The sequence below is a fragment of the Streptomyces manipurensis genome (assembly GCF_049570255.1).
GTDB classification, from domain to species: Bacteria; Actinomycetota; Actinomycetes; order Streptomycetales; family Streptomycetaceae; genus Streptomyces; species Streptomyces manipurensis.
This window is the reverse complement of sequence record NZ_CP186950.1, coordinates 224,015-248,313: the sequence shown is the minus strand read 5'-3', so window position 1 is coordinate 248,313 and position 24,299 is coordinate 224,015. Positions and strand designations below refer to the sequence as shown.

The following is a 24,299-nucleotide window of genomic DNA, read 5'->3' as shown; positions in this document are numbered from 1 at the left end:
TACGCAATGCGGAGCTGGTATCCGTCCGAACGCGGTGGTGCCACGGCCGCCCAGGGGCCGGCAGATCGGCTGCCATGTTCTTCTTCTCGTGGCGAATTGGCGGCGGTCTTTCGGGCAGGCGTTCTGGGTTCCGGACCGGGCCCTGGGCTGGCAGCGGCGTCCGACCATGCTCCAGAAACGTGTGGCTCGACATCCGGCCAAAGCCGGTTTGTGCGTGGCCGTCCCCGTCACGCTCCTCTTCGTGCTCCTTTCGGCGCTGTCGACCGATACCGAGAAGCCCGCAAGTCTCCTGTTCGCTGTTCTCGGCCTCACGGCAGTGTTCGAACGACTCCGGCAGCGCAGGCTCGAGCGTCTGGGGACAGGGAACGGATCCTGAACAAGACCCGGAGTCGCGTGGGTGGGGACGTACGAGGAATGAGGAGGGCGGGATGCCCAAAGACCCGAGGGCCGAGTTCTTCAACGGCCCTGGCTGGATGTGCTTGAGCATCGTGTTCTGCGGGTGGACAGCGGCCAGTGGCAGCACCGCCCCTGGCTGAGGGCAGTCGCGACCCTTTTTCTGGCGGTCTGGATCACATTGCTTGCGAGGCACCTCTTGCGGAGGGCCCGCGGCCGTGGGTCTTCGGCTCATCCGGATGAACCCGCGTCCTGAGGAGGGCGGACTGTGCGGACGGCCTGCCGCAGGTCCGTGGTCCTGGAAGGAAGCCCTCCTCACCCTGGGATGGGCACTCGTCTGCCGGCGACGCCTGAACTCACTGCCAGTAGTCCCTTGACCGAGGCGTCGTCACCACCTTGTTCGGCCACGTCTGCCGGACCCGTCCGAGCTGCTCACGCTGTTCGTCCACCCAGCAGTCCCCCGGATCCAGGGCGACGCGGACCGAAACCCCGGACTCGCCACCGTCGTCCACCGTGACGAGGGGACGGGGCACCGAGAATTGCCTGTCGAAATCAATCCGGATCTCGGTGTCGCCCGTGGCCCTCCAGCAGATTTCCCGCCTGTCGGAGAGCTCATTCAGGGCCGTTCACCAGTCGTCCATGGCTTCCGGCGACACGCACAGCCCAAGGCGCCCGCTGACGAAGACGCTCGAGATGACGAGCTCGGCATCAAGGTAGTCGTTGTACGGCGTGGCCCCGGGCCTGTTCCGCCCCAGAACGCGTACCCGAACGCTGCTGTCCGTGTCGACCAGGCAGATCAGGTCCACTGCCGCGTTCTCACCCACACGCCCTCCCGAAATCGTCAGCGTTCTCGGTCATCATGCACGAGTTGCGTTCTGGCCCTCGTAGGCGTTTCGATGGAATTTCCAAGTGCTTTGCTCGACAAGGGACTTCATGATGCGGGGGGCGAGATATTCGTGAGGTTCCAAGCCGGGGTGATACAGGTCGTGCGGAGACGGCTTTCGCGGCGTCAGACATGAGTCGACGCTGAGTGGCGCTGTGTGTCCTGAGAGGATCGGGGCATGGCTGACTCACCTCTGCACATCAATGCCCTCATCGTCGACGCCGCTGACCCTGAGCGGCTTGCGGCGTTCTGGTCGGTGTTGCTCGGCCGGCCGGTCGTGGGCCGGATGGGGCCCTATGTCTGGCTGCAGCGCGAGAACGGGCTGGGACTGGGCTTCCAGCGAACCGGCACGCCCAAGTCGGGCAAGAACCGCATGCACTTCGACATCACTTCGCCCCACCCTCCCGCCGAGCAGGCACGTGTCGAAGCGCTCGGTGGACACCGGCTGGACGAGTACGACTCCGGCGGTTTCCTGGTGATGGCGGACCCCGAGGGCAACGAGTTCTGCATCATCCCGGACGGACCCTTCGAGCTCGATGACGAGGGGCGCGCGGACTACCTCGGCTGACCGGCGTTCCCGGCGTGGAAGCGAGATCGGGGGCCGGCGAAGTGCCAACTGCCGGGATGCGGGTCGGTGTTGGGCGGACCGGGGTCTTCACGCTCCGCTTCTTCGCGGGTACGCTCCGTGCGTCATGGTGGGCACCGCGTGGAGCCCGGACGTGGGGGATGCTTCGTGATCGAGCAGGCGTACGTTCAGGCCGGTGACAAGCCCGCACCGGCGCTCAAGGAGATCAGGTACCGGATCGCGAAGGCGGTGGACGCGACCGAGGGCAGCACCGGGCTCGAACGCCTCGTGTGCTGGCTGCAGATGCCGGTCGATTCCGGGTTCGGGAAGATGATGGACAGCAACTGTCAGGGGCGCGCCAAGAAGGTCGGCGCTCTGCTCAGCCCCACGAAGGAGGGGCTGTTCACGCCCGCCGACCTCGGGTCGGTGCTCAGTGCTTCGGCCGCGTGGGCCGGCATCGACATCGCCCTGAAGGCCGAGCGTGCCGTGTACGTCAACGGTCCGGCCGACCACGTGGGCGGGACCACGAGCAAGTTCACCAGCGGATTCCACGTGATCGTCTTCCTGGCCGTCGGGAAGGACGCCGACGACCGCGTCTACTACCTGGGCCTCGACCCGGACGTCAGCGCGACGACGGAATCCCGGGCGGCGTGGAAGGCGCTGGTCGCGGGGGAGCCGGAGACGAAGCCGGAGGAGTTCACCCCGGCGAAGAGTCTGGGTGTCGTCAGGTCGATGATCCTCGGTGACGAGGAGGGCGGCTTCGGTCCGCTGGTCCGTAAGTACTACGTCGACACCAACGCGAAATTCCCCAAGATCAAGCGCTTCGGCTGAGCAGACATCCGGCGCCGGCCCCTGCTCCGCCCCCCCCGCAGTGTCTGCGGAACGGCTCGGTCCCCGCCTCGGGCGGGGACCACACCACGAAACCCCGGCGGCGTGCGAGCCGAACGGACCGCCGAGACCTCGTCCACGGTTCTCTGGCCGTGACGTCCGCAGTACGCACGGCGGGGGGTACCGGCCGGATTCGAACCGGCGTCCTCCCCTCCTGATGAGTGGGGCGCGTCCACCTCTGCGCTACGGTCCCCCCGCCGCGGTGTGCACAGCTTACGCATTCGATCCGTGGGCCTGCGCAGGAGGGTCACAGGCATCACCGCCGCGGCTCCCAGGGCCGCGAGTCCCATCAGCCCGGCGGCGTCCCGGACCACGAACGCGGTGGTCCCCAGGTCTGCGCCCAGGACCCGGAGCCCGAGGACCTTGCCGCAGGCGGCCGTGCCCGCGAGCAGGACATGCGCCGTCCTGCGGGTCCACCAGCGGATCGCCGCGGTCCGGTCCAGGGCGTGGTCCTGTCTGCCGAGCCCGGTCGAGGCGACGGCGGCCGCGACGGTGAGGACGAGCGCGGCCGGCCACATCGTGCGCCCGGTGCCGCGGACGCCCAGTGCCATGGATCGAGGCCACCCGCCTGATCACAGCCGGCCCGGCGACCTCACGCGTCCTCATCCTGACCACCTTCGACGAGGACGACCACGTCTACGGAGCGCTCCGGGCCGGCGCGAGCGGCTTCGTGGTCAAAGACATGGCCCTGGACGACATCCTCGCGGCGGTCCGCGTGGTCGCTGCCGGCGACGCACTGATCGCCCCGGGTGTGACGCGCCGTCTGATCGCCGACTTCATCGGGCGCCCCGCGACTGTCCCGGAGCGCTCACCACAGCCGGTCGAAGGCATCACCGAACGGGAACGGGAAGTGCTGGCCCTGGTCGGACGCGGCCGGTCGAACACCGAGATCGCAGAGGACCTCTTCCTCACCGTGGCCACCGCCAAGTCGCACGTGTCTCGGCTGCTCACCAAACTGGGCGCCCGCGACCGCGTCGAGCTCGTCATCACCGCCTATGAGACGGGGCTCGTCACACTGCCTCGCTGACGGTGTCCCCGGCTCCCGGATTCTCGGACACGCCCGTCGCTCACGTCTCGTGAACGAGCCGCTGCCGTTTCGGCCCCGCCCCCACCACGGCTCCGGCGCCCGCCGTCCCGTACGGCGGGGAGGTCCTCCGCGGCGTCGCGGCCTAACCACACGGGCAGGAGGATCGTGCTCCTTCGGCGCTCTGATGTGCAGTGAGGAGCGTACGGTTGCCACGGGTTCGTACGCATGGCCGATTTCCCGCGGCCGAGACAGCCGTGGCTGCGGCGGGGCGGGAGGTGGGGGAGACGTGGCCGTAGGTGATTCTGCCCGAGAGGATCACGCGGAAGCGGCCCGGGGACGGCGCGTCCGCCGTTCGATGCTGTGGGGTGCGGTCGGTGGGCTGTTGGCTGTCGCCGGGGTCGGGCTCTCGTTCGTTGTGAAGGGATGGGATCTCGGTATCAGCGCGTGGTTCACCGTCCCGTTGCCCGCTGCGGTGGCCGCGGCGGCTGCGTGGGGCGGCGCCCGGGAAGGCGGGTCCGATGGGATCCGGCGTGAAGCCCTCGTCGACTCGCTCGAACCGGGGGAAGTTCTCTTCACTGAATGCCCCGTGCGGCCCAGCCCGATCCATCCCGTGGCGCCGGACGTCCGGGACCCGTGTCACCTGCAGCTCACCAGCCGCCGGCTCCAGCTGTGGCTGGACACCGCCCTGGTGTTCAGCAGGCCCTGGCGCGAGCTGCACCTGACCGCCGAAGGAGACGACCAGGTGATCGTCCATGGTCAGGAAGGGCCCCTCATCGCCTTCTTCCTGGACAAGCCGACCACGCCGGAAGAACTCGTCCTTGCCGCAGCCCGGTTGAAAGCCCGTACGGCCCCCTGACGGATCGGCGCCCGCTGGGAGACACGCGGTCGACGCACCGTTCTCCCGTGACCGCAGCCGTACGCCGATTGCGCCTGCTCATGACGGAGGCCGACCGGTCCTGACCGCAGTCGCACGCCTTGCCGCCCGTGCCCGGGACGCCGAAGCGCGCCGCCGCGACCTGGCCGACCGGCCCCAGCCGTCGACCGACGCGGCCATTGGAGCCGATCGGGGGCAACCCCACAGTTCTCAGAGCCCTGAAGGAAGATCCGCATCGTGTCCGCCGGCCGGCTGTCCGTCATCTGCTTCGCCAACCGTGTGCTGCGGCCCCTGTCCGTTCTGGACATCGTCTGGATGGGCTGCACCGTCCCTGTGCTTGACGGCCGGCATGGGCGCCCCCTTCCCGTACTCAGGACACCTCTTGGGCGGCCGCCAGGTCTGCCTTCCGCGGCAGCCCGCCGACTCCTGGATGTGGCCCGTCGTGCCGCTCAATCGTGCTGCTCCTGGTGCGCATGGCCGTCGTATCAGCCGGTGCCGAGCGACGACTGCTACCCGGGCCGCGGCTCCTTGCGCCAGGCCCGCCTGGGGAGAAGGCTCGCACCCTCTCTGGCCTGGGCCATTACCTCAGGAGTAATCGACCCTTGCCCCGGCGGACGGGCATGTTGGTCCCCGCACGAGCGGCAACGGGCCGCATCGGGCGGGAACGAGGCGAGGTACGGATGTTCGCGGGTCGGCGTGGTGTGGTGGGAGTCGCGGTGGCGGCGGTCGTCGCGGGGGTGGCGACCTCGGCAGCGGCGCTGCCGGCCGGTGGGGAGGCCGCCGCCCGCGGCGACTGCCCGGAGGCGCGCGCCAAGGTCGAGCGGCTGGAGGGCCGGATCACCCCGAACGCCTGCGCGTTCATGCGGCGCCAGATCGCCTTCGGTGAACTGCCGACCGGCGCCCTGCCGGCCATCGGGGATCTGAGCCACCCCCGGGTCAAGGCCTATCTCGACATCTTCGACGAGGAGGCCACCCTCTGGGAGGCGGGCAGCGCTCCCCAGCGCGGCCACACCGTGATCGGCACCTCCATCACCGGATCCCTGAGGCTGGTACCCGACCTGCGCTACCGGGGCACGGACGTGGTGGTCGACGGCGGCGTCATGATGTTCGGCCAGTGGAACGAGGTCACGCTGAAGGGCCACAAGGTGGCCTACCCGCAGATCGCGCGCAATGTCCTGGGGGACGACGGCAAGAGTCTCCAGGCCCGCCGCTACTACGACCGCTACGCCCTGTTCCGGGACACGGTCCCGGAGCTGGTGCCCGGGGGCCTGTTCGAGGGGATCGCGGACTCCGGCCCGGCTGCTTCCCGGGGCCCGGCACCTGGGCGTTTGAGGGCTGCGGAGATCCCGGGCCGCCTGGCGGCATGGAACGGGGAGGACGTCGAGGCCCTGCTGGCCCGGATGGGAAACGCGCGGCTGTCGGGGCCGGGGCTGTACGCTCCGCTGGCGACGGAGGCCGGCAAGCGGGCCTACCTCCAGCGGTTCTTCGGTACGGCGGACGTCCGCTTCAAGGCCGGCCAGGTCGCCTTCGGCGGGACCACGACCTACGTCGAGTGGCACGGCACGGTCTCCGGGCCCAAGGGCAAGGACATCCCGTTCGGGATCGTGGAGCGCTTCGGCTCGGGCGGTGAGTGGGAGTTGTACTTCGACACCCTCCCGCTGGTCGCCGACCGGGTGGAGATCGGCGCGCTCTTCCAGGAGCTTGCCCAGCCCTAGCGGGGTTTTCCCGTCGTGCGGGACGCGGAGCATGGGCCGGTCCGTGGCCCTGGGAGTACGGCTGCGCCCCTGCGGGGCGTGCGTGGTGAGGCCGCTCCGCTTCCGGATCGGGGCGGCGGGGCCGGCGGGTGTTGTCGGGCCGGGCCCGGATCGCTGCCCGGGGCCGGCTGCCGGCCGGCCGCCGCATCGCGGGCGCGCGCGACCACCCCGGCTGGTTCCTCGGCGTAGGGCGGCCCGGGTGCCGAGGCCTGGAGCGGCCCGGCACTCCGGACCGGATCGGTGGCAGGCCCCGCGTCAGTGTTCCTCGTCCGGGTAGCTCCACTCGACCGCGCACGTCGCGGCGGGCGCGGCTTCCTTTGCGTACCAGGCGACGGACTTCTCGAACTCCGGGCACCACAGGTGGGCGCGGCTTACGGAGACCGGGAAGTCGGTTCCGCCGCTGACGACGTGCCTGCCGAGCTCCGGAACGATGCCGATGCTCACCTGGCCGCCGATGCTCTCGTCGCTCATCAGCTCCAGGAGCTCCTCGACGACCGCCTGTGCCTGGGCCTCGTCCTCGATGCCGGTGACGCGGAAGGTGAAGGAGATGTTCGCGGACATGCCGTGCAGCCTAGTGCTGTGGTGGGACAGGCGGACCGGTGGCGGCGCCCCGGCACGGCCGGCTCGCGTTCGCGTCCATCACGGGCCTGGTCCGCGCATCACAATCCACAGCTCTGCATCGTTCCGCGAACCCCTCCTGCAGTGGCGAGGAAATTCGTGGACGGACCTGCGGAAGCCTGCGTATTGTGTGGCTTCACGCCCTGAGACGAACGGAAGGAGGCGAGTGTCGTGCAGTCCACACTTCTCCCGCGCTCCCTCTTCCGCTGTCCAGGCGTAGTTCGTCAGTCCTGACCGGGAGCGCTTTCAAGCAGCCTGATCCCGGAGGAATCCATGACCGATACGGTCATCCGCGCGCTCTCCGCGAGCGACGCGCATCTTTTCGACGCACACCCCGACCCTCTCGGGGCCGGCGAAAGCCATCGGCGTACCCGGTTCCGCCCCGACTGGAAGCGCGTCGCTCTGCGCGACGGCGAGGTCGTCGCACGTGGTGCGTGGTGGGGCGGACCCGACGACTCGGAGCCTGTCAACATCAACTGGTTCGATGTGGCCGAGGGCGAGGAGGAGGCCGGAGCCGAACTCCTTCGCTCCGCGCCCTGGCGGGTCGAACTCGAGATCAACCTGCCCGGCGGTTGGCGGGAAGCCACTGACCTGCGCGTCGCAGCCGAGGCGCGATTCGCCGCCGCACGCGCCGCAGGGTACGAACTCCTGGTGGAACGCTTCCTGTACCGCTGGACCCCGCAGCGAGGTCTGCCCGAGCGGCCCGGACGCCTGCGCTTCAGCGCCGAACCCGACGACACCGTGTTCTTCGACGCGTTGCGCCGCATCCACTCCGTCACCCTGGACGCCCACGCGCTCAGGGCCATCGAGGAGGGCGGCCTCGACCGTGCCGCCCAGGAGGAAATCGACTTCTTCCACTGGTGCCCCTCCCCACGGGAGTGGTGGCAGATCGCGCACACGCCGGAGGGCGACCTGGCCGGCATCCACATCCCGGCCCACAACCCCTCCGGCCCGACCATCGGTTTCATCGGAGTCGTCCCGGAACAACGTGGTCGCGGCTACGCCTACGACCTCCTCGCGGAGTGCACCCACCTCCTGGTCGAGCAGGGCGCGGATTTCGTCAGCGGAGCGACGGACCAGGGCAACTTCCCCATGGCCGCGAATTTCGCCAAGGCCGGCTTCCCCGTCATACGTGAACGCATCAACTTCCACCCGCGGGCCCCGCGGCCTGGCGAGGAGTAGCACGCACTGAGGGGTCCGGCCCGAGAACGGGGCCGGGCCGGCGGAACGTGGCTGGGCCCCGACCCGGGGGGAAGGGGGTCGGGGCTCAGCACGGGGGTGTGTCCGAAGGTCTAGTGGCGGAAGGTGTCCTTGATGTCTTCCTTGGCCTGGCGGGCGTTGCCCTTGGCCTGGTCGGCGTGGCCTTCGGCGGTCATCCGCTCGTTGCCGGTCATGCGGCCCAGGGCTTCCTTGGCCTTGCCCTTGGCCTGCTCGGCGTGTGCCTTGGTCTTCTCCGTGCCCGACATCGGGACCTCCTCGTTGCTGTACCGGGTTGGTCGTGACCACTCGCCTGCTCACGATCCCGGCCGGTAAACCCGGTCGTTCTGGCGGGCCGGCGGATCGGGGCGGCCGCGCTGCGTGGCCGACGCGCATTCCGCAGGGCGGGTCTGGGTATCGGTGCCCCCGCGCCGTGCGGGGCATCGGTCGGCCGGAGGAGGGGCTGTTCCTGCTGCCCGCCTGCGTGGATAAGAACCCGTAAAAGTCGTGCGCATGGCGGGTGGGTTGGCCGGGCACTCGGTGGGTCGGAGGTTGATGACTATGGTTCCCCTGCTTCTTGTTCTGCTTCTCGTTCTGATCCTGTTCGGTGCCGGTTTCGCCATGGAGGTCCTGTGGTGGGTTGCGCTGGCGGTGCTGGTGCTCTGGCTGGTCGGCTTCGTCGCCCGTCCCAAGGGCAGTAGCGGCCGCTGGTACCGCTGGTAGCCCGGCAGCGAACCGGCTGTCGGTCGGGATCCATGGCCTGTTGCTTCCCCGAGTGGGGAAGCAACAGGCCATGGTCATGTCGGTGGCCGGGCCGGTCGTCGTGACGCAGCAGGGAGCCTGCTGACCTCCACGGGCAGCGGCCGTCCCGGTTCGTCGCCCGTGGCCATCGGCGGTGTTCCCCGGTCGGGGCCTGCCGGAGGGGCGTGGTGACGCGGCTGCAGTCGGCCACGATGCGGTCGGCCAGGGACATGGCGACGAAGCCGAGTGCGTGTGTGAGGCCCTGAAGTGGTGGATCAACTTCCTGGTCAGGCAGCTCAGATCGACCAGCACGAGCTCGTCAGAGCGCGAGCCAGAGCCGGGCAGTCGAAAGGCCCGGGAGGGGCCGGCCATCACAAGAGTGGCCGGCCCCTCCGGGCCTTTCAGCCCGCCCACACCGTGCTGCGGCGCCGCGCTCGGGTCCGCGCGCCCGCGGAGCAGGCCCGCACGTGAACGCTCAGGCCTTGTCCTGCATGCTGCTCCGCGCCGGGTTGCCCTGCTGGGCCGCCTTCGGGTCCTTCTCGGCCGCCTTGGCGCGCACGCCCTGCGCGATGCGCTCGCCGATCGACTTGTCGATGTTGGACCAGTACTGGAAGGCGCGCTCCAGGACCGGCTCGGTCACCCCGTTCAGGAGGTGCCCCACGACGTTCTCCACCAGCCGGTCGCGGGCCGCGTCGTCCAGGACCTCGCGGACCATCGTGCCCGCCTGGCCCCAGTCGTCGTCCTCGGCGTGCGACACGTAGGCACTGCGGGTGATCGCCCCGTCGGTCTCCCAGCTCGGCGGCTGCCCGTACCGCTCGGTGTCGGCCGCCGGACCGCCCTTGGAGTTCGGCGCGTACACCGGGTCGGTCGTCTTCCGGAAGGCCATCGCGCCGTCCTTGGAGTACGTGTGCACGTCCACGACCGGGGCGTTGACCGGGAGCTGCTGGTAGTTCCCGCCGATGCGGTGGCGGTGCGCGTCGGCGTACGAGAAGAGCCGGCCCAGCAGCATCCGGTCCGGGCTCGGGCCGATGCCGGGGACGAAGTTGTTCGGCTGGAACGCGGCCTGCTCGATCTCGGCGTGGTGGTCCGTGGGGTTGCGGTCCAGCGTCATCCGTCCGACCTGGATCAGCGGGTAGTCGCCGTGCGGCCACACCTTCGTCAGGTCGAACGGGTTGAACCGGTACCCCTCGGCCTCCTCGTACGGCATCACCTGCACGTACAGGGTCCAGCTCGGGAACTCCCCGTCCCTGATGTGCTCGAAGAGGTCACGCGTGTGGTAGTCGGTGTCGGCCGAGGCCATCTGATCGGCCTCGTCCTGCGTGAAGCACTCGATGCCCTGGTCGGTCTTGAAGTGGTACTTCACCCAGAACCGCTCACCGGCGGCATTGATCCACATGTACGTGTGCGAGGTGTACCCGTTCATGTGCCGCCAGGTACGCGGGATCCCGCGGTCGCCCATCAGCCAGGTCACCTGGTGGGCCGACTCGGGGGAGAGGGTCCAGAAGTCCCACTGCATGTCGTGGTCGCGGAGGTTGTTGTCGGCGCGGCGCTTCTGGGAGCGGATGAAGTGCTGGAACTTCATCGGGTCCTTGACGAAGAAGACCGGCGTGTTGTTGCCGACCATGTCGTAGTTGCCGTCGCTGGTGTAGAACTTCAGCGCGAAACCGCGCGGGTCGCGCCAGGTGTCCGGGCTCCCGCGCTCGCCCGCGACGGTCGAGAACCGGGCCAGCAGCTCGGTCCGTACGCCCGGCTGGAAGACGGCGGCCTTGGTGTAGGCGCTGACGTCATGGGTCACCTCGAAGTGACCGAAGGCGCCGCTGCCCTTGGCGTGCGGCTGCCGCTCGGGGATCCGCTCCCGGTTGAACTGGGCCATCTGCTCGATCAGGTAGGCGTCCTGGAGCAGGATCGGCCCGCCGGGACCCGCGGTGAGCGAGTGCTCGTCACTCTCGACGGGCGCGCCCGAATCGGTGGTGGTGGCCGGTGTCACGTTGGTCATGGAGCCTTCCTTTCTCGGAGCAGGACGCCGATGCGGTTCAGGAGCGTCCCCGGTGGCAGTCCCGTGAACGTCCGCTCCGCGAAGACCACCACCCGCAGCTCTACGCCTAGCCCCGTCCTGCCGATGGCAAACGCATGTACGGACAGTCACCTCGCCCGGCCTCCCGTCGACGGCCTTCCGGGTGAAACGGCGCGTGCGTGCACCTGCCGCCCGGTCGGGCTGTGTTCGGGCATGCCGCCGGTCGACGCGGAACTCCCGGAACTCCTGGACCGCGGTGTGGCGCGGTCAGGCCGCTCGGTGGAAGGTCCTCGCTGACCGGGTGTCCTGCCGGGGGCAGGCTCGCGGCCCGTTACCGAAGATCCGAGAGTGCCCGCGTACATGACGGGGCACCGATACGGCGCCCACCGCGCCCAAGAGAGTGCTGTCCGGTCCGACCGCACGCCTCGGAGCGAAGCGCCCGGCCCGCGGGGGAGACCCCCGTGCCCTCGGCTCCGCCGGGAGAACGCGTCCGCCGTCAGGCCTCCGGGACCCCGTAGGCGCCCGCTCGCCCCGCCGCCGCGGCGCCCGCCGCGGCGCGGCCGGGGAGGGCCGGGTCGGGGGCCGTCCGTAGGAGCAGCAGCTCGTGGTAGAGCGGGGCGGTCGCCGCGACCAGCAGCGCGCGGGCGTCCGTGGGGCCCGGCAGCTCGCCCCGCCCGGTGGCACGGGTGACGACCACCGCGCAGCGTGCGTAGCGGTCCTCCCAGAAGCGGGCCAGGGCGCCCGCCGCCTCGGCCGAGCGGAATCCGGCGGCGATCAGTGCCGTGGTCAGGTTGGGTCCGCCGCCTGCCAGGGCCTGGTAGACCTCCTGGTTGAGTGCGGTGAGGTCCCCCTCCAGCGATCCGGTGTCGGGCGGGCTCCACGCGTCGTCGGACGCGGCGTCGAGCACGTCGGCGAGCAGTCCGCCGACGTCGCGCCAGCGCCGGTAGACGGTGGTGCGGTGCACGCCCGCCCGTTCGGCGACCGTTTCGACGGTCAGCCCGTCGTACCCGCCCGCCATGAGCAGCTCGCCCACCGCGGCCAGCACCTGGGCCCGGACCCGGGCGCTCCGCCCGCCCGTCCGACGTCGTGGTGCGGCCGGATCCGGATGGTCCCCATGGCCGGAATTCTCGCTTGCCTGTGCGTCAACATCCATGGAACGATCTTAAAGCAACATCCGTCGCTATAAGGAGCTTTCGATGACCCTCATCCGCCACCACGCCGCCGCTCCCGCACTCTCCTCCGCCCCCGAACCCCCGGAGCCGCTCCATGACCGCACAGCTCACCGCGACTGACCTCGGCAAGTCCTACGCAGGCCGCACCGTCCTCGACTCCGTCGACTGCTCCGTCACCGACGGAACCCGCCTCGGCATCGTCGGCGAGAACGGATCCGGCAAGTCGACCCTCCTGCGCCTGCTCGCCGGAGCCGAACGCCCTGACGGCGGCACGGTCACCGTCCGCGCCGAAGGCGGCATCGGCTACCTCGCCCAGGCGGAGCACCTCCCCGCCCACCTCACCGTCCAGCAGGTCCTCGACCGCGCCCTCGCCGAACTCCGCGTCCTGGAGGACCGCCTACGCCACACCGAGGCCCGCATGGCCGACGGTGACGCCGCGGACGAGACCCTCACCGCCTACGCCGACCTCCTCACCGCCTTCGAACTGCGCGGGGGCTACGACGCCGACGCCCGCATCGAACGCGCCCTGCACGGCCTCGGACTGTTCGGACTGGCCCGTGACCGCACCGTCGGCAGCCTCTCCGGCGGCGAACAGGTCCGCCTGCGCCTGGCCGCCCTGCTGGCCTCCGCTCCCGAGATCCTGCTCCTCGACGAACCCACGAACCACCTCGACCACCCGGCCCTGACCTGGCTGGAGGAGCACCTCCGCACCCGGCGTGGCATCACCGTCGCCGTCTCCCACGACCGCCGGTTCCTGGAACGCACCACCACCGTCCTCCTGGAGGTCGGCGGCGACCCGCACCGCGCGGTCCGCTACGGCAACGGCTACGCCGGCTACCTCGCCGGCCGCGCCGCCGAGCACCGGCGCCGCTCCCAGGCCCACACCGCATGGCGCGAGGAGATCGGCCGGCTGCGGCAGTCCGCCGCCGTCACCGCTCGCAGAGTGGCTCCCGGCCGGGCCATGGAGGACGGCAACAAGATGGCCTACAACCGTGCGGCCGGACGGGTCCAGCAATCCCTGGCCGGCCGGGTCCGCAACGCCGAGGAACGTCTCGCCCGCCTGCTGGCCCACCCGGTCCCCGCACCGGCCGACCCGCTCCGCCTCACCGCCGTCCCACGCACTACTGCCACCGACACCGACACCGACACAGCCACCATTGCCGCCACCCCTGGCCCCGCCCTCACGGCGGAGGGAGTGTCACTGGCAGGCCGCCTGGCACCGGTGGACGTCGCCCTGCCGGCCGGCGGCCGTCTCCTGATCACCGGGCCGAACGGCGCCGGCAAGAGCACCCTGCTCGGCGTCCTGGCGGGCACCGTCACCCCCGACCGGGGCCGCGTCGTCCGCCACGCCCGTACCGGACTGCTGACCCAGCACAACCACCCGGGACCCGCCCGCCGCCCGCTCCTCGCGGCCTTCGCAGCGGGCCGCCCCGGCACGCCCGAGGAACACACCGAACAGCTGTTGTCGCTCGGCCTGTTCGCGCCCGGACAGCTCACCACCCCGGTCGGCACCCTCTCCGCCGGCCAGCGACAGCGGCTCGCCCTGGCCCGGCTGATCACCGAACCGGCCGACGTCCTCCTCCTGGACGAGCCGACCAACCACCTCTCGCCCGCGCTGGCAGAAGAACTCGACGAGGCCCTGGCCGCCTTCCCCGGCGCCGTCGCCGTCGTCAGCCACGACCGCCGCCTGTGCGCCCGCTGGCAGGGTGACCGCCTCATCCTTCGCGCCCCCGTCCCGGCCGCCGCCATCGCGGCCTGAACCACCCCTTCCGGAAGGCCTCCTCTTGACCCGCCTGATCCACACGTACACCCTTCCCACCCCGGGTGCCGGCCCCTACGCCCTCACCCCCGGCCCCGACGGAAACATCTGGTGCACCCTGGTCCACGCCGGCCGCATCGCCCGCCTCACCCCCGACGGCCGGACCGACGAGTTCCCCCTGGATTCCCCCGACTGCGGGCCGACCCTGATCACGACCGGCCCCGACGGCGCCCTGTGGTTCACCCGCAACCGCGACCACCGCATCGGCCGCATCACCCCCGACGGCGAAGCCCGCTCCTACCCCGTCCCCGGCTCCGGCCCAGGCCCGTACGGCATCACCGCCGGCCCTGACGGTGCCGTCTGGTTCACCACCCTGCACAGCGCGACCCTCACCCGCCTGACCCCGTCCGGCGAGCTCTCCGAACACCCGCTCCCCGACGGCTCCTTCCCGTCCTTCGCCACCACCACCGGCGACGCCCTGTGGTGCACCCTCAACCAGGGCAACGCCCTCGCCCGGACCACGGTCACCGGCGAGACCACCCTCCACCCCCTGCCCACCCCCGGCGCTGCTCCCGTCGGACTCGTCGCCGCTCCGGACGGCACCCTCTGGTTCGCCGAGATCGCCGTCGGCAGCATCGGTCACCTGACCCCCGCCGGAATCACCGAACACCCGCTGCCGGACCCCCAGTGCCGCCCGCACGCCGTGGCGGTGGCTCCTGACGGCTCCTGCTGGTACACGGCATGGGCCACCGGCCGCATCGGCCGCGTCGCCCCGGACGGCACCGTCGTGGAATTCCCCCTCCCCACCCCCGCCTGCGAACCCCACGGCCTCGCCTTCGCCCCCGACGGCACCCTGTACGTAGCCCAGGAGAACGGCGAGGTCACCCGCTGGGACGTCAGCCGGTGACGGTGCCGGCCCTGGCCGACAAGTGGGCGTGGTGGAAGCCCCGTTGCGCGCCTGAGGCGCCCGCCGCCCCCGAGGACCGGGCCCGTACCGCTCCTCAGATGGTGCGGGCAGGTGTGTCTGAGGACGTCTGGAGCAGGTCGGCGGGCATCCGGTCGACGGCGATGACGATCGCTTCGGCGGCCGTGGACACGTGATGCAGGGCGGGGCCGCCTCCCCCTTCCCTGATGGTGTAGCCGCCCGTCCCCCTGGGGGAGTCGATCGAGACGAAGGACGGGGAGAGCGGGGGCTCAGGCGTGTTGGAGAAGCCGAGGGACCGGTGGCTGGTGGAGGGGTAGAGTCCGCGGAGCACGGCTTTCGGGAGCAACCGGGTATCGCCCGTGCCGGGCCGCTCCGAGTGGCGGTGCTGCTGGTCACAGGCGGGTGGTGAACCGGCCGTCGGGCAGTTTGCGGAGCCAGCCGCGGTCGACGAGTCTGAGCAGCTTGCCGCGCAGCGGTTCCAGCTTGGACTTCACGCTGACGTCCACCCCCACCACTTCGCCGACCTCGCGGGCCATGACCGGTCTGGCGGCCTGCTGCACGGCGGTGATGATGCGCTGGTAGTCCCGCGCCAGGGTGTCCTCCTCCTGGCCCGGCTCGCGGTGCGGGATCAGCATCACCGCCTGGCCGCCCACCTGCCCCGGCAGCGGCCTGGCGGAGGCGCGTTCCTAGGCGAGCTGCCCGGCTATCCGCTCAAGAACGCTTTCGGCGACGGCGAGTTCGTCCCGTTCGGCGCGCACTTCCACCAGCTGGGTGGCCAGCTGTTCTTCGAGTTCGTCCAGTTCCGCGCGCCGCGCGGTGATCCGTTCCAGCAGCTCGGGATCCAGCATGCACCGGATCGTAGAGGGCTGTCCGGCCCCGGCGGGCAGGAACTGGAGTGCTCGCCGCTCCAGGGCTGGGAAAGGAGCCATGGCGCAGGCGCTCGGCCTTGCCGCCGCGTAGTCCACGGTCTCGTCGATGCCCTTGCACTGGGTACCGTGCAGTCAGGCGGCGAGTGCGGGTTCCTCGGGTGGGGCGGCGGGATCCGGCCCGCGGGGCTGTCCGGGGCGCGGGCCCAGGGACATCCGCCGCCCCGTCCGGATCCCGCTCAGGTGGCGTCTTCGCGGCGCCGGTACGCCCCCGAGGCGAGGCATGTATCTGTCGTGGGGCCTGGCCCGTTCGTGGAAGGGGCCCGGCCTTGTCGCGGGGTGGGGCGGGTGTCAGCTGAAGACGACGGAGCGCAGGCGCAGGCTGTTGCCGAGCCTCTGGCCGGGGGCCAGGGTGCGGAAGACGTCGCCGTCGCAGTCCGCTTCGAGGAAGACGGTGGCGGTGGATGTCGTGTAGTTGCGGGGGGCGAGGGCGGGCAGGGCCGAGCCGACCGTCTCGGGGATGTTGATGCACTGCCCGCTGTCCGGGTTGCTGAGTTCACCTCGCAGGTTGAGGCCGTTGAGGCCGACGTAGGTGTACACGAAGTCGCCGGTGGCGGCCGAGGCGGGCGAGGTCGGCAGGACCGCGGAGAGCAGGAGGGCGCCGAGGGCGGCGGCCACGGTGTTGCGCAAGCGCATGGGTTGGTCCTTCGCTGAAAGGGAGGATGTGCTGTCAGCACCCCTTTCCCCGCCCGGGACCGCCCCGGTTGCGTCTCCGTCTGCAGGAAGGTTTCACCCTCACCCGTTTGGACCTGCACGAATCCGCCGAGGGTTCGAGATCACGAGACGTACGTCAAGAACCGACAGCCGACCGCTGGCAAACGATCTACACAATAGACAACCGCCCACGACCAGCACGAGCACGCGGAAGGCCGATCACACCAGCCCTTTTACCTGCGACTTCAAGTTGGCAGAGGCTCAACCACTGCCACTCCGAGGCGATGACGTCGGCGGGGTTGTTGTCGGGGACCTCGACACGTCCCGTCAGGAGGTCGAAGGTCGCGGCCTGCCCGATGTCGTCGAGGCCGGCCCCCTCCGCCCAGGCGTGGATCACGGAGGGAAGCGCATGGATGCCCCCGGTGTCGCCGCAGATCATGCGTCTGCCGTTCGACGTGCCGTGGACGCTCCAGCGCCGCTCGTGAGGCCACGCCGTGACGTGAGACGAGTGGCGATGCGGAACGACGCTGGTGATCGTGGCATGACGCAGGGGATCGGACGGGGTGACGGCCAGGGGAAGGGACATGCCTTGTTCGGCAGCTACGGCTTGGAGTGAGCGGCAAGGCTGCCGTGGGCGGCCACGTCCGGGTAGAGGACGGCTGGATCTGGTGTGCGACTCATGATGTTTCCATCTTCAGGCCTGTGAGGTGCCGGGGAAACCTTCCTCCTCCCTCGGAGGTGCACTCATCCGTCGACGACACCTGTCACAGCCGGCCTGGGCCCCCGCCCTCCCGCAATAGCCAATCCCTGACCGAAGGAGAACGGTCAAGGAGCCGGCTGACTCGCATGCCTACTTCGCGGGAGGTCACCCGCGGCAGCGGGGCGAAGTCTTCGGGGAGCACGTCCAGCCAACTCACCACGTGGTCTCCGGCATGCAGAGTGATCAGAAATTCGCACCGAAGCTGACGGGGAACGTCCGGGCGGTGGGACAGGCTGTTCCACAAGGCCGGCCACAGGTAGTGGGTGCCGTCGGGCGCCGCATTGGCCCGCACCCACGACGGGTCCAGTCGCGCGTTCAGGCTGAGGTCCCCTGCCCGCTCCTGCAGCCTGCACAGCGAGGCCGTGTCGATGACCTTCACCTCGCGCGGCACCGGCTGATCGAATTCCATCAGCCCATGCTGCCCGACAGCACCCCACGAGGAGGAACCGACCCCCACCGGCTCGCCATGGCCGGGAGCCGACGGAGGCGGTCCGCTCACTGGTCGGCGTTCCCGGTCACGCAGGTGTGGTACGCGGAGATCACCGGCCGGCGGCCGAGCAGCACCCTGGACCGGTTGCCCGTCGAGTCCGTCTCCTGGTGGGACGCGGCGCGGTTCTGCAACGCCCTGTCCCGGCGCGCCGGCCTCACGCCCGCGTACCACTTCCGTACCGAGGCCGAAGGCATCGAGTGGGACGCGTCCGCCGAGGGGTACCGACTGCCGACCGAGGCCGAGTGGGAGCACGCCTGCCTGCCGTGCCGGGACGACCGGGCCGCGCTACGGGGAACTCGACGAGATCGGCTGGTACCGCGGCAACTCGCACGAGCGCATCCACGAGGTGGGCGGCAAACGCCCCAACCCGTGGGGGCTCCACGACATGCTCGGCAACGTCTGGGACTGGTGCTGGGACGTCTACGACCCCGAGGTCTATGGCACCTACCGGGTGCTCCGCGGCGGTGGTTGGTTCGATGAGCCCTGGAGCTGCCGGGCCTCCGTGTGTCGCTGCAGCCACCCGACGTTCCAGGTCGACGACGTGGGACTCCGCGTGGCCCGTTCCGTCGTGCGCTGATCACTGGTCCACGTCGTGTGCGGCCCGGCCCTCGCGGGGTCGACCGGGCGACGGCGTGATCCACGGGGAGTTCCGGGTCAGCAGCCGAGTACGACCGGGCCGAGGTCTGTCGGGAGACGGCGTACGGCTGCCGCCACGGCCTGGGCCGCCGTACTGAAGACGGGGTCGTCCTCGTTCGGGAAGGGGAAGTCCTCGGTGACCGCGTACCGGTCGCCGTCGCCGACCACCAGGGACGCGCCGACGGCGGCGAGGCCCGGGCGTGTCCTGGTCGAGAAGCGGAGTATCCCGTGGCCGGCGAACGGGTAGAGCCGCCGCAGCGCCGGTTCGGCGTGGGCCGCCTGGACGAGGGCCTGGTAGGCGGGCTGCCAGGCGGACTCCAGCTCACGCGCCTCGGTGAGCAGGTGCTGCCAGGCGCTCTCTGCCATGCCCGCCGGGTCGAGGTCCGGGACCTCGAAGCGGCCCGTCAGGTGGACGAACGGGGCCACCCCGCGGATGTCCTTCAGCGCGACCCCGTCATGCCAGGCCAGCGCAGCCTTGGCGACTTCCTCCAGGTCGTCTGTCGTGCCGTCGAGGAGCGTCATGTCCTCCAAGCCGTCGCCGCCCCGGATCGACCACTTCCGTTCGCGGTGAGCCGCATCGACCCCCAGGGGTCTGCGGTGCGGCAGGGGGCAGTGGACCTTGACACCACGCAGCGGGGCGTACTTCGGTGTGGTGAGTCGCACGCCGTCGAGGCGACCGCCCGCCGCGGCCCGAAGCGCTGCGGCGAGGCTTCCGTGCGCCGCTATGTCGGGGTAGAGGACGGCGGGGTCCCAAGCTGTGGTCACGGGCCTGATTCTGCCCCACCGGGTCGGTCACGTGTGCGAGCGTCGCTGCCGCCGAACCGGGCGTCACGGCCCGTTCCCTGCACCCCTGGGCGCGCGGGCACGGGGAAGAGCACGCCGGCGGCGTATCCGTCGAGCGGGGCCGTGCGAGCCGGGCGGGGCGACGGCGAGGTGCTCCCGGTGCTCGCCCACGGCCTGTCCCTGGCCGGCGTCCGTGAACGGCTCGAGCCGGTCGTCACCTTGGACGTCGGGTGGGCAGACCTGCACGGGTTCGCCAGTGGTCGGCGTCGCCGGGGTCGGCCAGCCATCCGGTCAGACGCTCAGCGCGTGCCCGGAAGGCGCCGGGCAGCGAGTTCTCCTCGCCGACGAGCAGTCTGAAAGCGTCCACGTCATGGGTGGTGTGATCCGTGTCGCACCAGCAGGCCACACTCACCGCCGCCTCGACGGCGAGCCGGCCCTCGCCCGTCCACACGACCCAGAGCCGGAACGCCAGCTGATCGCCCATAGCCGCACGCTCCACGACAGGAAAGGGGAGAGCGTGGTCAGAGGGACGCCGTCGAAGGCACTTCGGCTCATGGGCATGAGTTGATCATCCGCTGTTCCCGGCTCGCCTTGGACGATGCGCCGGGGGAGGGCGGGCCGCCGCGGGGTTGCGCCAGCGGTTGTCCCCAGGTGATGGGGCTATGCGTGGGTGGCGACGAAGTGGCGGAGCTGCTCGCGGGGGTCAGGGCCCTCGCCCCCTCGCCAGATCCGGTTCTCCATCTCCCCCGCGGGGATGCCGCCGAGCAGCATGTCGCGCATGGCCGTCACGGCTGCGGCCCTGGCGTGTGCGATGCGCTCACTGCTCTCAGGGGTGCCGTCGTCGGTGGCCAGGACGGCGGCCAGTTCGCGTTCCCATGCGCGGACGTTGCCCCACGCGTACATCTCCCCGTGACCTGAGCCCGGGTGCTGGAGGCCGACCAGTTCCCATCCCTGGCTCTCCGTCAGGGGAGTCTCCGCCGACACCCAGCGGCTCACCAGTTCGGCCGCGCGCGTGGCGAGTTCGGTGTCGGCTTCGTTCGTCGTGTTGTCGTTCACGGTCCCGACCCTAACCTATTTTCGTCTGATTGACGATAATGAAGGGATGCTCGGCCATCGCCCACGTCCACGTCCTGATGGACGAGAAGCCCGTGAGCACGGCTTCACTTGTGGCCTCATGTCGCGCGAGCGAAACGGTCGAGGGCCTCGAGCACGTGGGCGCGTGTCGTGTCGCTGCCGAGGTGGCCTGCGGTGCCGACGACGGTCAGCCGGGCGTCGGGCCAGGCGCGGGCGAGTTCCCATGCGGTGTCGAGCGGGCCGGCCAGGTCGAGCCTGCCGTGGACCAGTACGCCGGGGACGCCGGCGAGGCGGTGCGCATCGCGCAGGAGCGCCCCTTCCTCCAGCCAGGCGCCATGGGCGAAGTGGCGCGAGCAGATGCGGACCAGGGCCAGTTGCGCGGCCGGCGGGCGGTCGCCGTACGGGTGGGACGTGCCGTTCGTTTCGCCGGACAGGACCGCGTCCTCCCAGGCGCACCAGTCGGCTGTCGCCTTCTCCCGCACCGCGGGGTCCGGGTGTTCCATCAGCTGGGCATAGGCCGCGACGATGTCGCCGTCCCGCGGTGTGCCGTGTGCTCCTTCGAGGAAACGTTCCCACTGCTCGGGGAAGAACCGGCCCGCACCTCGGTAGAGCCAGTCGATCTCGGAGCGCCGGGTGGTGGTGACGGCTGCGATGACGATTTCCGACACCCGCTCGGGGTGGGTCTCGGCGTAGGCGAGGATCAGCGTGGATCCCCAGGAGCCCCCGTAGAGCAGCCAGCGGTCGATGCCCAGGTGGCGGCGGAGTCGCTCCATGTCGCCGATCAGGTGCCCGGTGGTGTTGTGGCGCATGTCGGTCGTGGGTTCGCTTGCGTGGGGAGTGCTGCGGCCACAGCCGCGCTGGTCGAACAGGACGACCCGGTAGCGGTCCGGGTCGAAGTACTGGCGCGCACCGGTCCCGCATCCTGATCCCGGTCCGCCGTGGACGACGAGCGCCGGCTTGCCGGCCGGGTTGCCGCAGGCCTCCCAGTACACGAGGTTGCCGTCGCCGACGTCGAGCATCCCGCTCTCGTACGGTTCGACCGGCGGGTACAGCTCGCCCATTCTCGAGACCTCCTGGCGCCCGGATGCAACGTGAACAAGGTCTTGCAGTACACAACACGACCGAGGTGACGCCGTCGGAGAGCCCGGCACCCACCTGTCGGGGGCATGCGTCGGTCAGACCGGGGGAGCGGCCGCAGATTCGAGCGGACCGCCCCCGGCTGCCGCCTGGCCGGCACCCTCCTGGGCCCTGCCGTGCGGCACGGCACCGCAGGGCACGGCAGGGCCCACGGTCGGGCGGTCAGTTGCCGCCGAGGGCCCCGAGGTCGTGCGCGTAGCGGCCGGCCGCGTCGGCGATGACGTCGATGTTGACGTCGAAGGAACGCATGTCGATGTTGGCGAGGTCGTCGCCCGGCTGGTGGTGGTTCACGTCGTACGCGATGCCCGCCCGGCCCCCGAACCTGGCCGCCTGGGCCTCCGTCTTGAGGCCGTCGGAGCCGGTGAAGGTGCCTCCCGAGGGGATGCCCGCCGCGAGGAAGGGCGCGTAGTCCGACAGGCTGATGAAGTCGGTGCCCTCGTGCGCGACGCCCTTCGCGTCGAGGAAGTCGGTGATGCCCTTCTCGATCTGAGCGCTGCCCTCGGGGCCGGGGCCCGTGCCGACGCGGTCGGAGTCGTCCCCGTCGCTGACGAAGAACGCGCCGTTCGGCGAGGCGATCGTCTCGAAGTTCAGGTAGAGCCGGATCCGCGCGCGCTGCTCCGGCGTCAGGGCGGAGAGGTACGCCTGCGAGCCCGCGACGCCGAACTCCTGTGCCGACCACCAGGCGAACCGCACCTTGTTGCCCACCTTGTCCTGGGACTTGGCGAGCTTCAGCGCGACCTGGAGGAGCCCGGCCGAGCCGGAGCCGTTGCCGTTGATGCCGGGGGTGCCGTGCTGCGAGTCGAGGTAGGAGCCGAGGAGGACGGTGTGGGCGGCGTCCCCGCCGCGGGTCTCCGCGACCACGTTGAAGCTCCGGCGGTTCTCGCGCAGTTCGTGGATGTCGAGGGTGACCGTCACCGGCCCCGCGGCGGCCTCCGCCGTCAGTGCCGCGCCGTCCTCCTGGCTGATCCCGCCGGTGGGGATGCGGGCGAGGGAGGAGTCCCCGATGGTCCCGTTGATCTTGCCGGAGGTGTTGTTGTAGACGATCGCACCGAGCGCGCCCGCCGCGTGGGCATTGCCCTGCTTGACGGCGAAGGAGCAGCCGCCGCGCTTGACCAGGGCGATCCTGCCGGTGAACGCGCCCGCCGCGAAGTCGCCCGGCTCGCAGCCGTGGGTGTTGTCGGCGTCGACGGGGACCACGGCCAGCTCCCCGGTGACCCCGCCCTCGGGGCTGCGGGCGGTGAACGCCATCAGCTGGACGGTTACCTCGCGCGGGGTGGGCGAGTCGACGGTGAGGGACTCGGCGAGGTCCTCGGTGTAGACGAAGTCGAACTCCTGGCGGGAGGTCCGGTAGCCGGCGTTGCGCAGCGCCCCCTCCACGTACGCGGCCGAGGCCTCGTGGCCCTTCGAACTCGCGACCCTGTCACCGCCGTTGTAGTCCGCGGCCGACTGGAACGCCCGCAGGTGCCGGAGGGCGTCCTTCGCCGTGGACTCCCGGACGAGTTGCGCCGCCAGGGCCGCGCCGCGGTCGGAGGCCGCCCGGCCCGGGGCTTCGGCGCCCGCGGCGGCGGGGCCGGCGAGGAGCAGCGGGGAGACGAGTGCGGCGGCGGCCAGGATGGCGGTCGCCGCGGCGGTACGACGTGCGGACATGGCTGGGTGCCCTCTCACGGCAGGTCGAACGGACCGGTCGGCAGGGCCGTGGTCGGCGGTCGACGATCGGGAAGAACGTGCGTGTCGGGAGGAGATCGAGGCACGCTAACCCTGCGGCGGGCCCCTGCCAAGGAGACGATCCGAGCCGGGCCGGGCGCCCCGATTATTGGCCGAGATGCGCGGGGCACACGGCCGAGGACGGCTCCCGGTTCACAACTTGTCTGAGTTTTCTGGGAATTGGCTGGTTCGCGCCCCTGACACCCTCTCGCGTCATCCCGTATCCATTGTCGTGAGCGCCGGTGAGCCCCACCGCGTGCCGACAGGACAGTGCGCCCGAGGGCGCCGGTAGCGCGGGGGTGGCAGACCAGTGCTGGCCAGAACCGAAAGATCCTCGGCAGATCCCGTCCACGGTCCTCCGGCGGACCCCGACTTACCCGGTTGTCCCGGGCCCGCCCTCGACCCGGCCGGCGGGGGCGGGCCGGCCGACGGGCCGACGTACCGGATCCTGGGGCCCCTGGAGGTCCACCGGGGCGGGGTGCCGTGCACGCCCACCTCACTGAAGCGGCGCGCCCTGCTCACCCTGCTGCTGTTGCACGCCAACCGCCGCTTCCCGACCTGCTCCCTGATCGGCGAGCTGTGGGACGACCGGCCGCCGCGCTCGGCCGTGGCGACCGTGCAGATGTACGTGTCCGGGCTGCGGCGCGTACTCGCCCCCGAGCACAGCCGCGGGGGCGGCGACCCCCGCAGACACCCGCTGCTGCTCACCTCCGGCAACGGCTACCTGCTGCGCGTACAGCCGGGGGAGCTGGACCTCGACCGGTTCCGCACGCTGGCCGCACGCGGCCGGGAACTGCGGGCCGCGGGCCACTGCACCGCCGCAGCAGAATCGTTTCATCGGGCCCTGGCCCTCTGGCGGGGCACCCCCTTCGGGGACCTCGGACCGGCCTGCCTGCCCGCGCACTACACCGTCCGGCTCGAAGAGGAGCGGCTCGCCCTCGTCCACGACCGGATCGGCGTCGACATCTGCACCGGCAGGGCCCGCGAGGTGGTCGGTGAGCTGGAGGAGCTGTGCGCGCGCCACCCGCTGCGCGAGGACTTCCACGAACAGCTGATGCTCGCCCTGGCCGCCGCGGGCCGCCGCGCCGAGGCCCTGCACGCCTACACCCGGGCCCGGCGCGCCGTGGTGGAGGACACCGGAATCGAACCGGGACCGGGCCTGCGAGCGGCCCAGCAGGCCCTGCTCAGCGGGGCCCGGCCCGACGACACCCGACACGACGGCTGCCGCCCGGAGGGCACGCTCCACCCCGCGGCGCTCGGTGGCTGAGGGCCGCACGGCTGCGCATCCGCCGGGCCACGGGCGCGTACGGCTGTGGCTGTGGGTG

The 24,299-nt window shown here is 71.0% G+C and carries 25 protein-coding genes and 3 pseudogenes; 11 read left to right on the top strand and 17 right to left on the bottom strand.

Annotated elements, in window-relative coordinates; genetic code table 11:
* Positions 1-749 precede the first annotated feature (749 nt).
* Positions 750-1,199, bottom strand: a pseudogene (locus ACPU2J_RS01270) (DUF5959 family protein).
* A 255-nt stretch (positions 1,200-1,454) separates the two neighbouring features.
* On the opposite strand from ACPU2J_RS01270, the gene ACPU2J_RS01265 reads away from it, so the two are divergent.
* The 5 genes and pseudogenes from ACPU2J_RS01265 to ACPU2J_RS01245 all read left to right on the top strand — a co-directional run bounded on the left by ACPU2J_RS01265 (position 1,455) and on the right by ACPU2J_RS01245 (position 6,345).
* Positions 1,455-1,844, top strand: coding sequence for a VOC family protein (locus ACPU2J_RS01265; RefSeq protein WP_423832500.1), 390 nt, complete (start codon positions 1,455-1,457; stop codon positions 1,842-1,844).
* Positions 1,845-2,009: 165 nt separating this feature from the next.
* On the top strand, positions 2,010-2,672 hold the full coding sequence (locus tag ACPU2J_RS01260) for a hypothetical protein (protein WP_423832498.1): 663 nt from the start codon (positions 2,010-2,012) through the stop codon (positions 2,670-2,672).
* 610 nt (positions 2,673-3,282) lie between these two features.
* A pseudogene (locus ACPU2J_RS01255) lies at positions 3,283-3,756 on the top strand (LuxR C-terminal-related transcriptional regulator); the annotation flags it as partial.
* Between the two features lie 610 nt (positions 3,757-4,366).
* Positions 4,367-4,612, top strand: coding sequence for a hypothetical protein (locus tag ACPU2J_RS01250; protein WP_420082133.1), 246 nt, complete (start codon positions 4,367-4,369; stop codon positions 4,610-4,612).
* A 698-nt stretch (positions 4,613-5,310) separates the two neighbouring features.
* Complete coding sequence (locus tag ACPU2J_RS01245) at positions 5,311-6,345, top strand: hypothetical protein (RefSeq protein WP_423832497.1); 1,035 nt, start codon at positions 5,311-5,313, stop codon at positions 6,343-6,345.
* A 294-nt stretch (positions 6,346-6,639) separates the two neighbouring features.
* On the opposite strand, the gene ACPU2J_RS01240 is transcribed toward ACPU2J_RS01245, so the two are convergent.
* A complete protein-coding gene (locus tag ACPU2J_RS01240) occupies positions 6,640-6,945 on the bottom strand; it encodes a hypothetical protein (RefSeq protein WP_423832496.1) in 306 nt (101 codons plus the stop codon).
* Positions 6,946-7,275: 330 nt separating this feature from the next.
* Between ACPU2J_RS01240 and ACPU2J_RS01235 the strand changes: the two genes are divergently transcribed.
* On the top strand, positions 7,276-8,184 hold the full coding sequence (locus ACPU2J_RS01235; protein WP_420082136.1) for a GNAT family N-acetyltransferase: 909 nt from the start codon (positions 7,276-7,278) through the stop codon (positions 8,182-8,184).
* A 110-nt stretch (positions 8,185-8,294) separates the two neighbouring features.
* Here the strand turns inward: ACPU2J_RS01235 and ACPU2J_RS01230 are convergent, their stop codons facing one another.
* On the bottom strand, positions 8,295-8,468 hold the full coding sequence (locus ACPU2J_RS01230) for a CsbD family protein (RefSeq protein WP_326479435.1): 174 nt from the start codon (positions 8,466-8,468) through the stop codon (positions 8,295-8,297).
* A gap of 292 nt (positions 8,469-8,760) precedes the next feature.
* Between ACPU2J_RS01230 and ACPU2J_RS01225 the strand changes: the two genes are divergently transcribed.
* Positions 8,761-8,922 carry a hydrophobic protein gene (locus ACPU2J_RS01225; protein ID WP_423832495.1) on the top strand — a complete coding sequence of 54 codons (162 nt, stop codon included), beginning with the start codon at positions 8,761-8,763 and terminating at the stop codon, positions 8,920-8,922.
* Positions 8,923-9,415: 493 nt separating this feature from the next.
* Here ACPU2J_RS01225 and ACPU2J_RS01220 read toward each other — a convergent pair whose 3' ends face one another.
* On the bottom strand, positions 9,416-10,936 hold the full coding sequence (locus tag ACPU2J_RS01220; protein WP_361596501.1) for a catalase: 1,521 nt from the start codon (positions 10,934-10,936) through the stop codon (positions 9,416-9,418).
* 514 nt (positions 10,937-11,450) lie between these two features.
* Positions 11,451-12,107: a TetR/AcrR family transcriptional regulator gene (locus ACPU2J_RS01215; protein ID WP_420082137.1), complete on the bottom strand. Its 657-nt coding sequence runs from the start codon at positions 12,105-12,107 to the stop codon at positions 11,451-11,453.
* Positions 12,108-12,220: 113 nt separating this feature from the next.
* On the opposite strand from ACPU2J_RS01215, the gene ACPU2J_RS01210 reads away from it, so the two are divergent.
* Both ACPU2J_RS01210 and ACPU2J_RS01205 read left to right on the top strand, forming a co-directional pair.
* Positions 12,221-13,885, top strand: a complete 1,665-nt coding sequence (locus ACPU2J_RS01210) for an ABC-F family ATP-binding cassette domain-containing protein (protein ID WP_423832494.1) — start codon at positions 12,221-12,223, stop codon at positions 13,883-13,885.
* Positions 13,886-13,910: 25 nt separating this feature from the next.
* Positions 13,911-14,792, top strand: a complete 882-nt coding sequence (locus ACPU2J_RS01205; RefSeq protein WP_423832493.1) for a virginiamycin B lyase family protein — start codon at positions 13,911-13,913, stop codon at positions 14,790-14,792.
* A 94-nt stretch (positions 14,793-14,886) separates the two neighbouring features.
* Here the strand turns inward: ACPU2J_RS01205 and ACPU2J_RS01200 are convergent, their stop codons facing one another.
* The 7 genes from ACPU2J_RS01200 to ACPU2J_RS01170 form a co-directional block, all read right to left on the bottom strand.
* Entirely contained in the window at positions 14,887-15,141 is a 255-nt protein-coding gene (locus ACPU2J_RS01200; RefSeq protein WP_420082139.1) for a DUF6193 family natural product biosynthesis protein, read from the bottom strand.
* 61 nt (positions 15,142-15,202) lie between these two features.
* Entirely contained in the window at positions 15,203-15,445 is a 243-nt protein-coding gene (locus tag ACPU2J_RS01195; RefSeq protein ID WP_423834917.1) for a hypothetical protein, read from the bottom strand.
* A 51-nt stretch (positions 15,446-15,496) separates the two neighbouring features.
* Positions 15,497-15,658 (bottom strand): hypothetical protein, encoded by a 162-nt coding sequence (locus ACPU2J_RS01190; protein WP_423832492.1) that lies wholly within the window; start codon positions 15,656-15,658, stop codon positions 15,497-15,499.
* A gap of 369 nt (positions 15,659-16,027) precedes the next feature.
* Positions 16,028-16,372, bottom strand: coding sequence for a hypothetical protein (locus tag ACPU2J_RS01185; RefSeq protein ID WP_423832491.1), 345 nt, complete (start codon positions 16,370-16,372; stop codon positions 16,028-16,030).
* A 187-nt stretch (positions 16,373-16,559) separates the two neighbouring features.
* Positions 16,560-16,976, bottom strand: a complete 417-nt coding sequence (locus ACPU2J_RS01180; RefSeq protein ID WP_423832490.1) for a hypothetical protein — start codon at positions 16,974-16,976, stop codon at positions 16,560-16,562.
* Positions 16,977-17,154: 178 nt separating this feature from the next.
* Positions 17,155-17,559 (bottom strand): hypothetical protein, encoded by a 405-nt coding sequence (locus tag ACPU2J_RS01175; RefSeq protein ID WP_423832489.1) that lies wholly within the window; start codon positions 17,557-17,559, stop codon positions 17,155-17,157.
* Between the two features lie 86 nt (positions 17,560-17,645).
* A complete protein-coding gene (locus ACPU2J_RS01170) occupies positions 17,646-17,771 on the bottom strand; it encodes a hypothetical protein (protein ID WP_420082546.1) in 126 nt (41 codons plus the stop codon).
* On the opposite strand from ACPU2J_RS01170, the pseudogene ACPU2J_RS01165 reads away from it, so the two are divergent.
* Positions 17,725-18,217 (top strand): annotated as a pseudogene (locus tag ACPU2J_RS01165) (formylglycine-generating enzyme family protein). The gene ACPU2J_RS01170 and the pseudogene ACPU2J_RS01165 sit on opposite strands and share 47 nt — an antisense overlap.
* Positions 18,218-18,294: 77 nt before the next feature.
* Here ACPU2J_RS01165 and ACPU2J_RS01160 read toward each other — a convergent pair.
* The 5 genes from ACPU2J_RS01160 to ACPU2J_RS01140 all read right to left on the bottom strand — a co-directional run bounded on the left by ACPU2J_RS01160 (position 18,295) and on the right by ACPU2J_RS01140 (position 22,917).
* A complete protein-coding gene (locus tag ACPU2J_RS01160; protein WP_420082144.1) occupies positions 18,295-19,041 on the bottom strand; it encodes a DUF6193 family natural product biosynthesis protein in 747 nt (248 codons plus the stop codon).
* A 232-nt stretch (positions 19,042-19,273) separates the two neighbouring features.
* On the bottom strand, positions 19,274-19,543 hold the full coding sequence (locus ACPU2J_RS01155; protein ID WP_423832488.1) for a hypothetical protein: 270 nt from the start codon (positions 19,541-19,543) through the stop codon (positions 19,274-19,276).
* 176 nt (positions 19,544-19,719) lie between these two features.
* Complete coding sequence (locus tag ACPU2J_RS01150) at positions 19,720-20,115, bottom strand: hypothetical protein (protein WP_420082146.1); 396 nt, start codon at positions 20,113-20,115, stop codon at positions 19,720-19,722.
* Between the two features lie 116 nt (positions 20,116-20,231).
* On the bottom strand, positions 20,232-21,194 hold the full coding sequence (gene pip / locus ACPU2J_RS01145; RefSeq protein WP_423832487.1) for a prolyl aminopeptidase: 963 nt from the start codon (positions 21,192-21,194) through the stop codon (positions 20,232-20,234).
* Positions 21,195-21,432: 238 nt separating this feature from the next.
* Positions 21,433-22,917, bottom strand: coding sequence for a M28 family peptidase (locus tag ACPU2J_RS01140; RefSeq protein ID WP_420082148.1), 1,485 nt, complete (start codon positions 22,915-22,917; stop codon positions 21,433-21,435).
* Positions 22,918-23,452: 535 nt separating this feature from the next.
* On the opposite strand from ACPU2J_RS01140, the gene ACPU2J_RS01135 reads away from it, so the two are divergent.
* Positions 23,453-24,241 carry an AfsR/SARP family transcriptional regulator gene (locus ACPU2J_RS01135; protein ID WP_420082149.1) on the top strand — a complete coding sequence of 263 codons (789 nt, stop codon included), beginning with the start codon at positions 23,453-23,455 and terminating at the stop codon, positions 24,239-24,241.
* Positions 24,242-24,299: the final 58 nt, after the last annotated feature.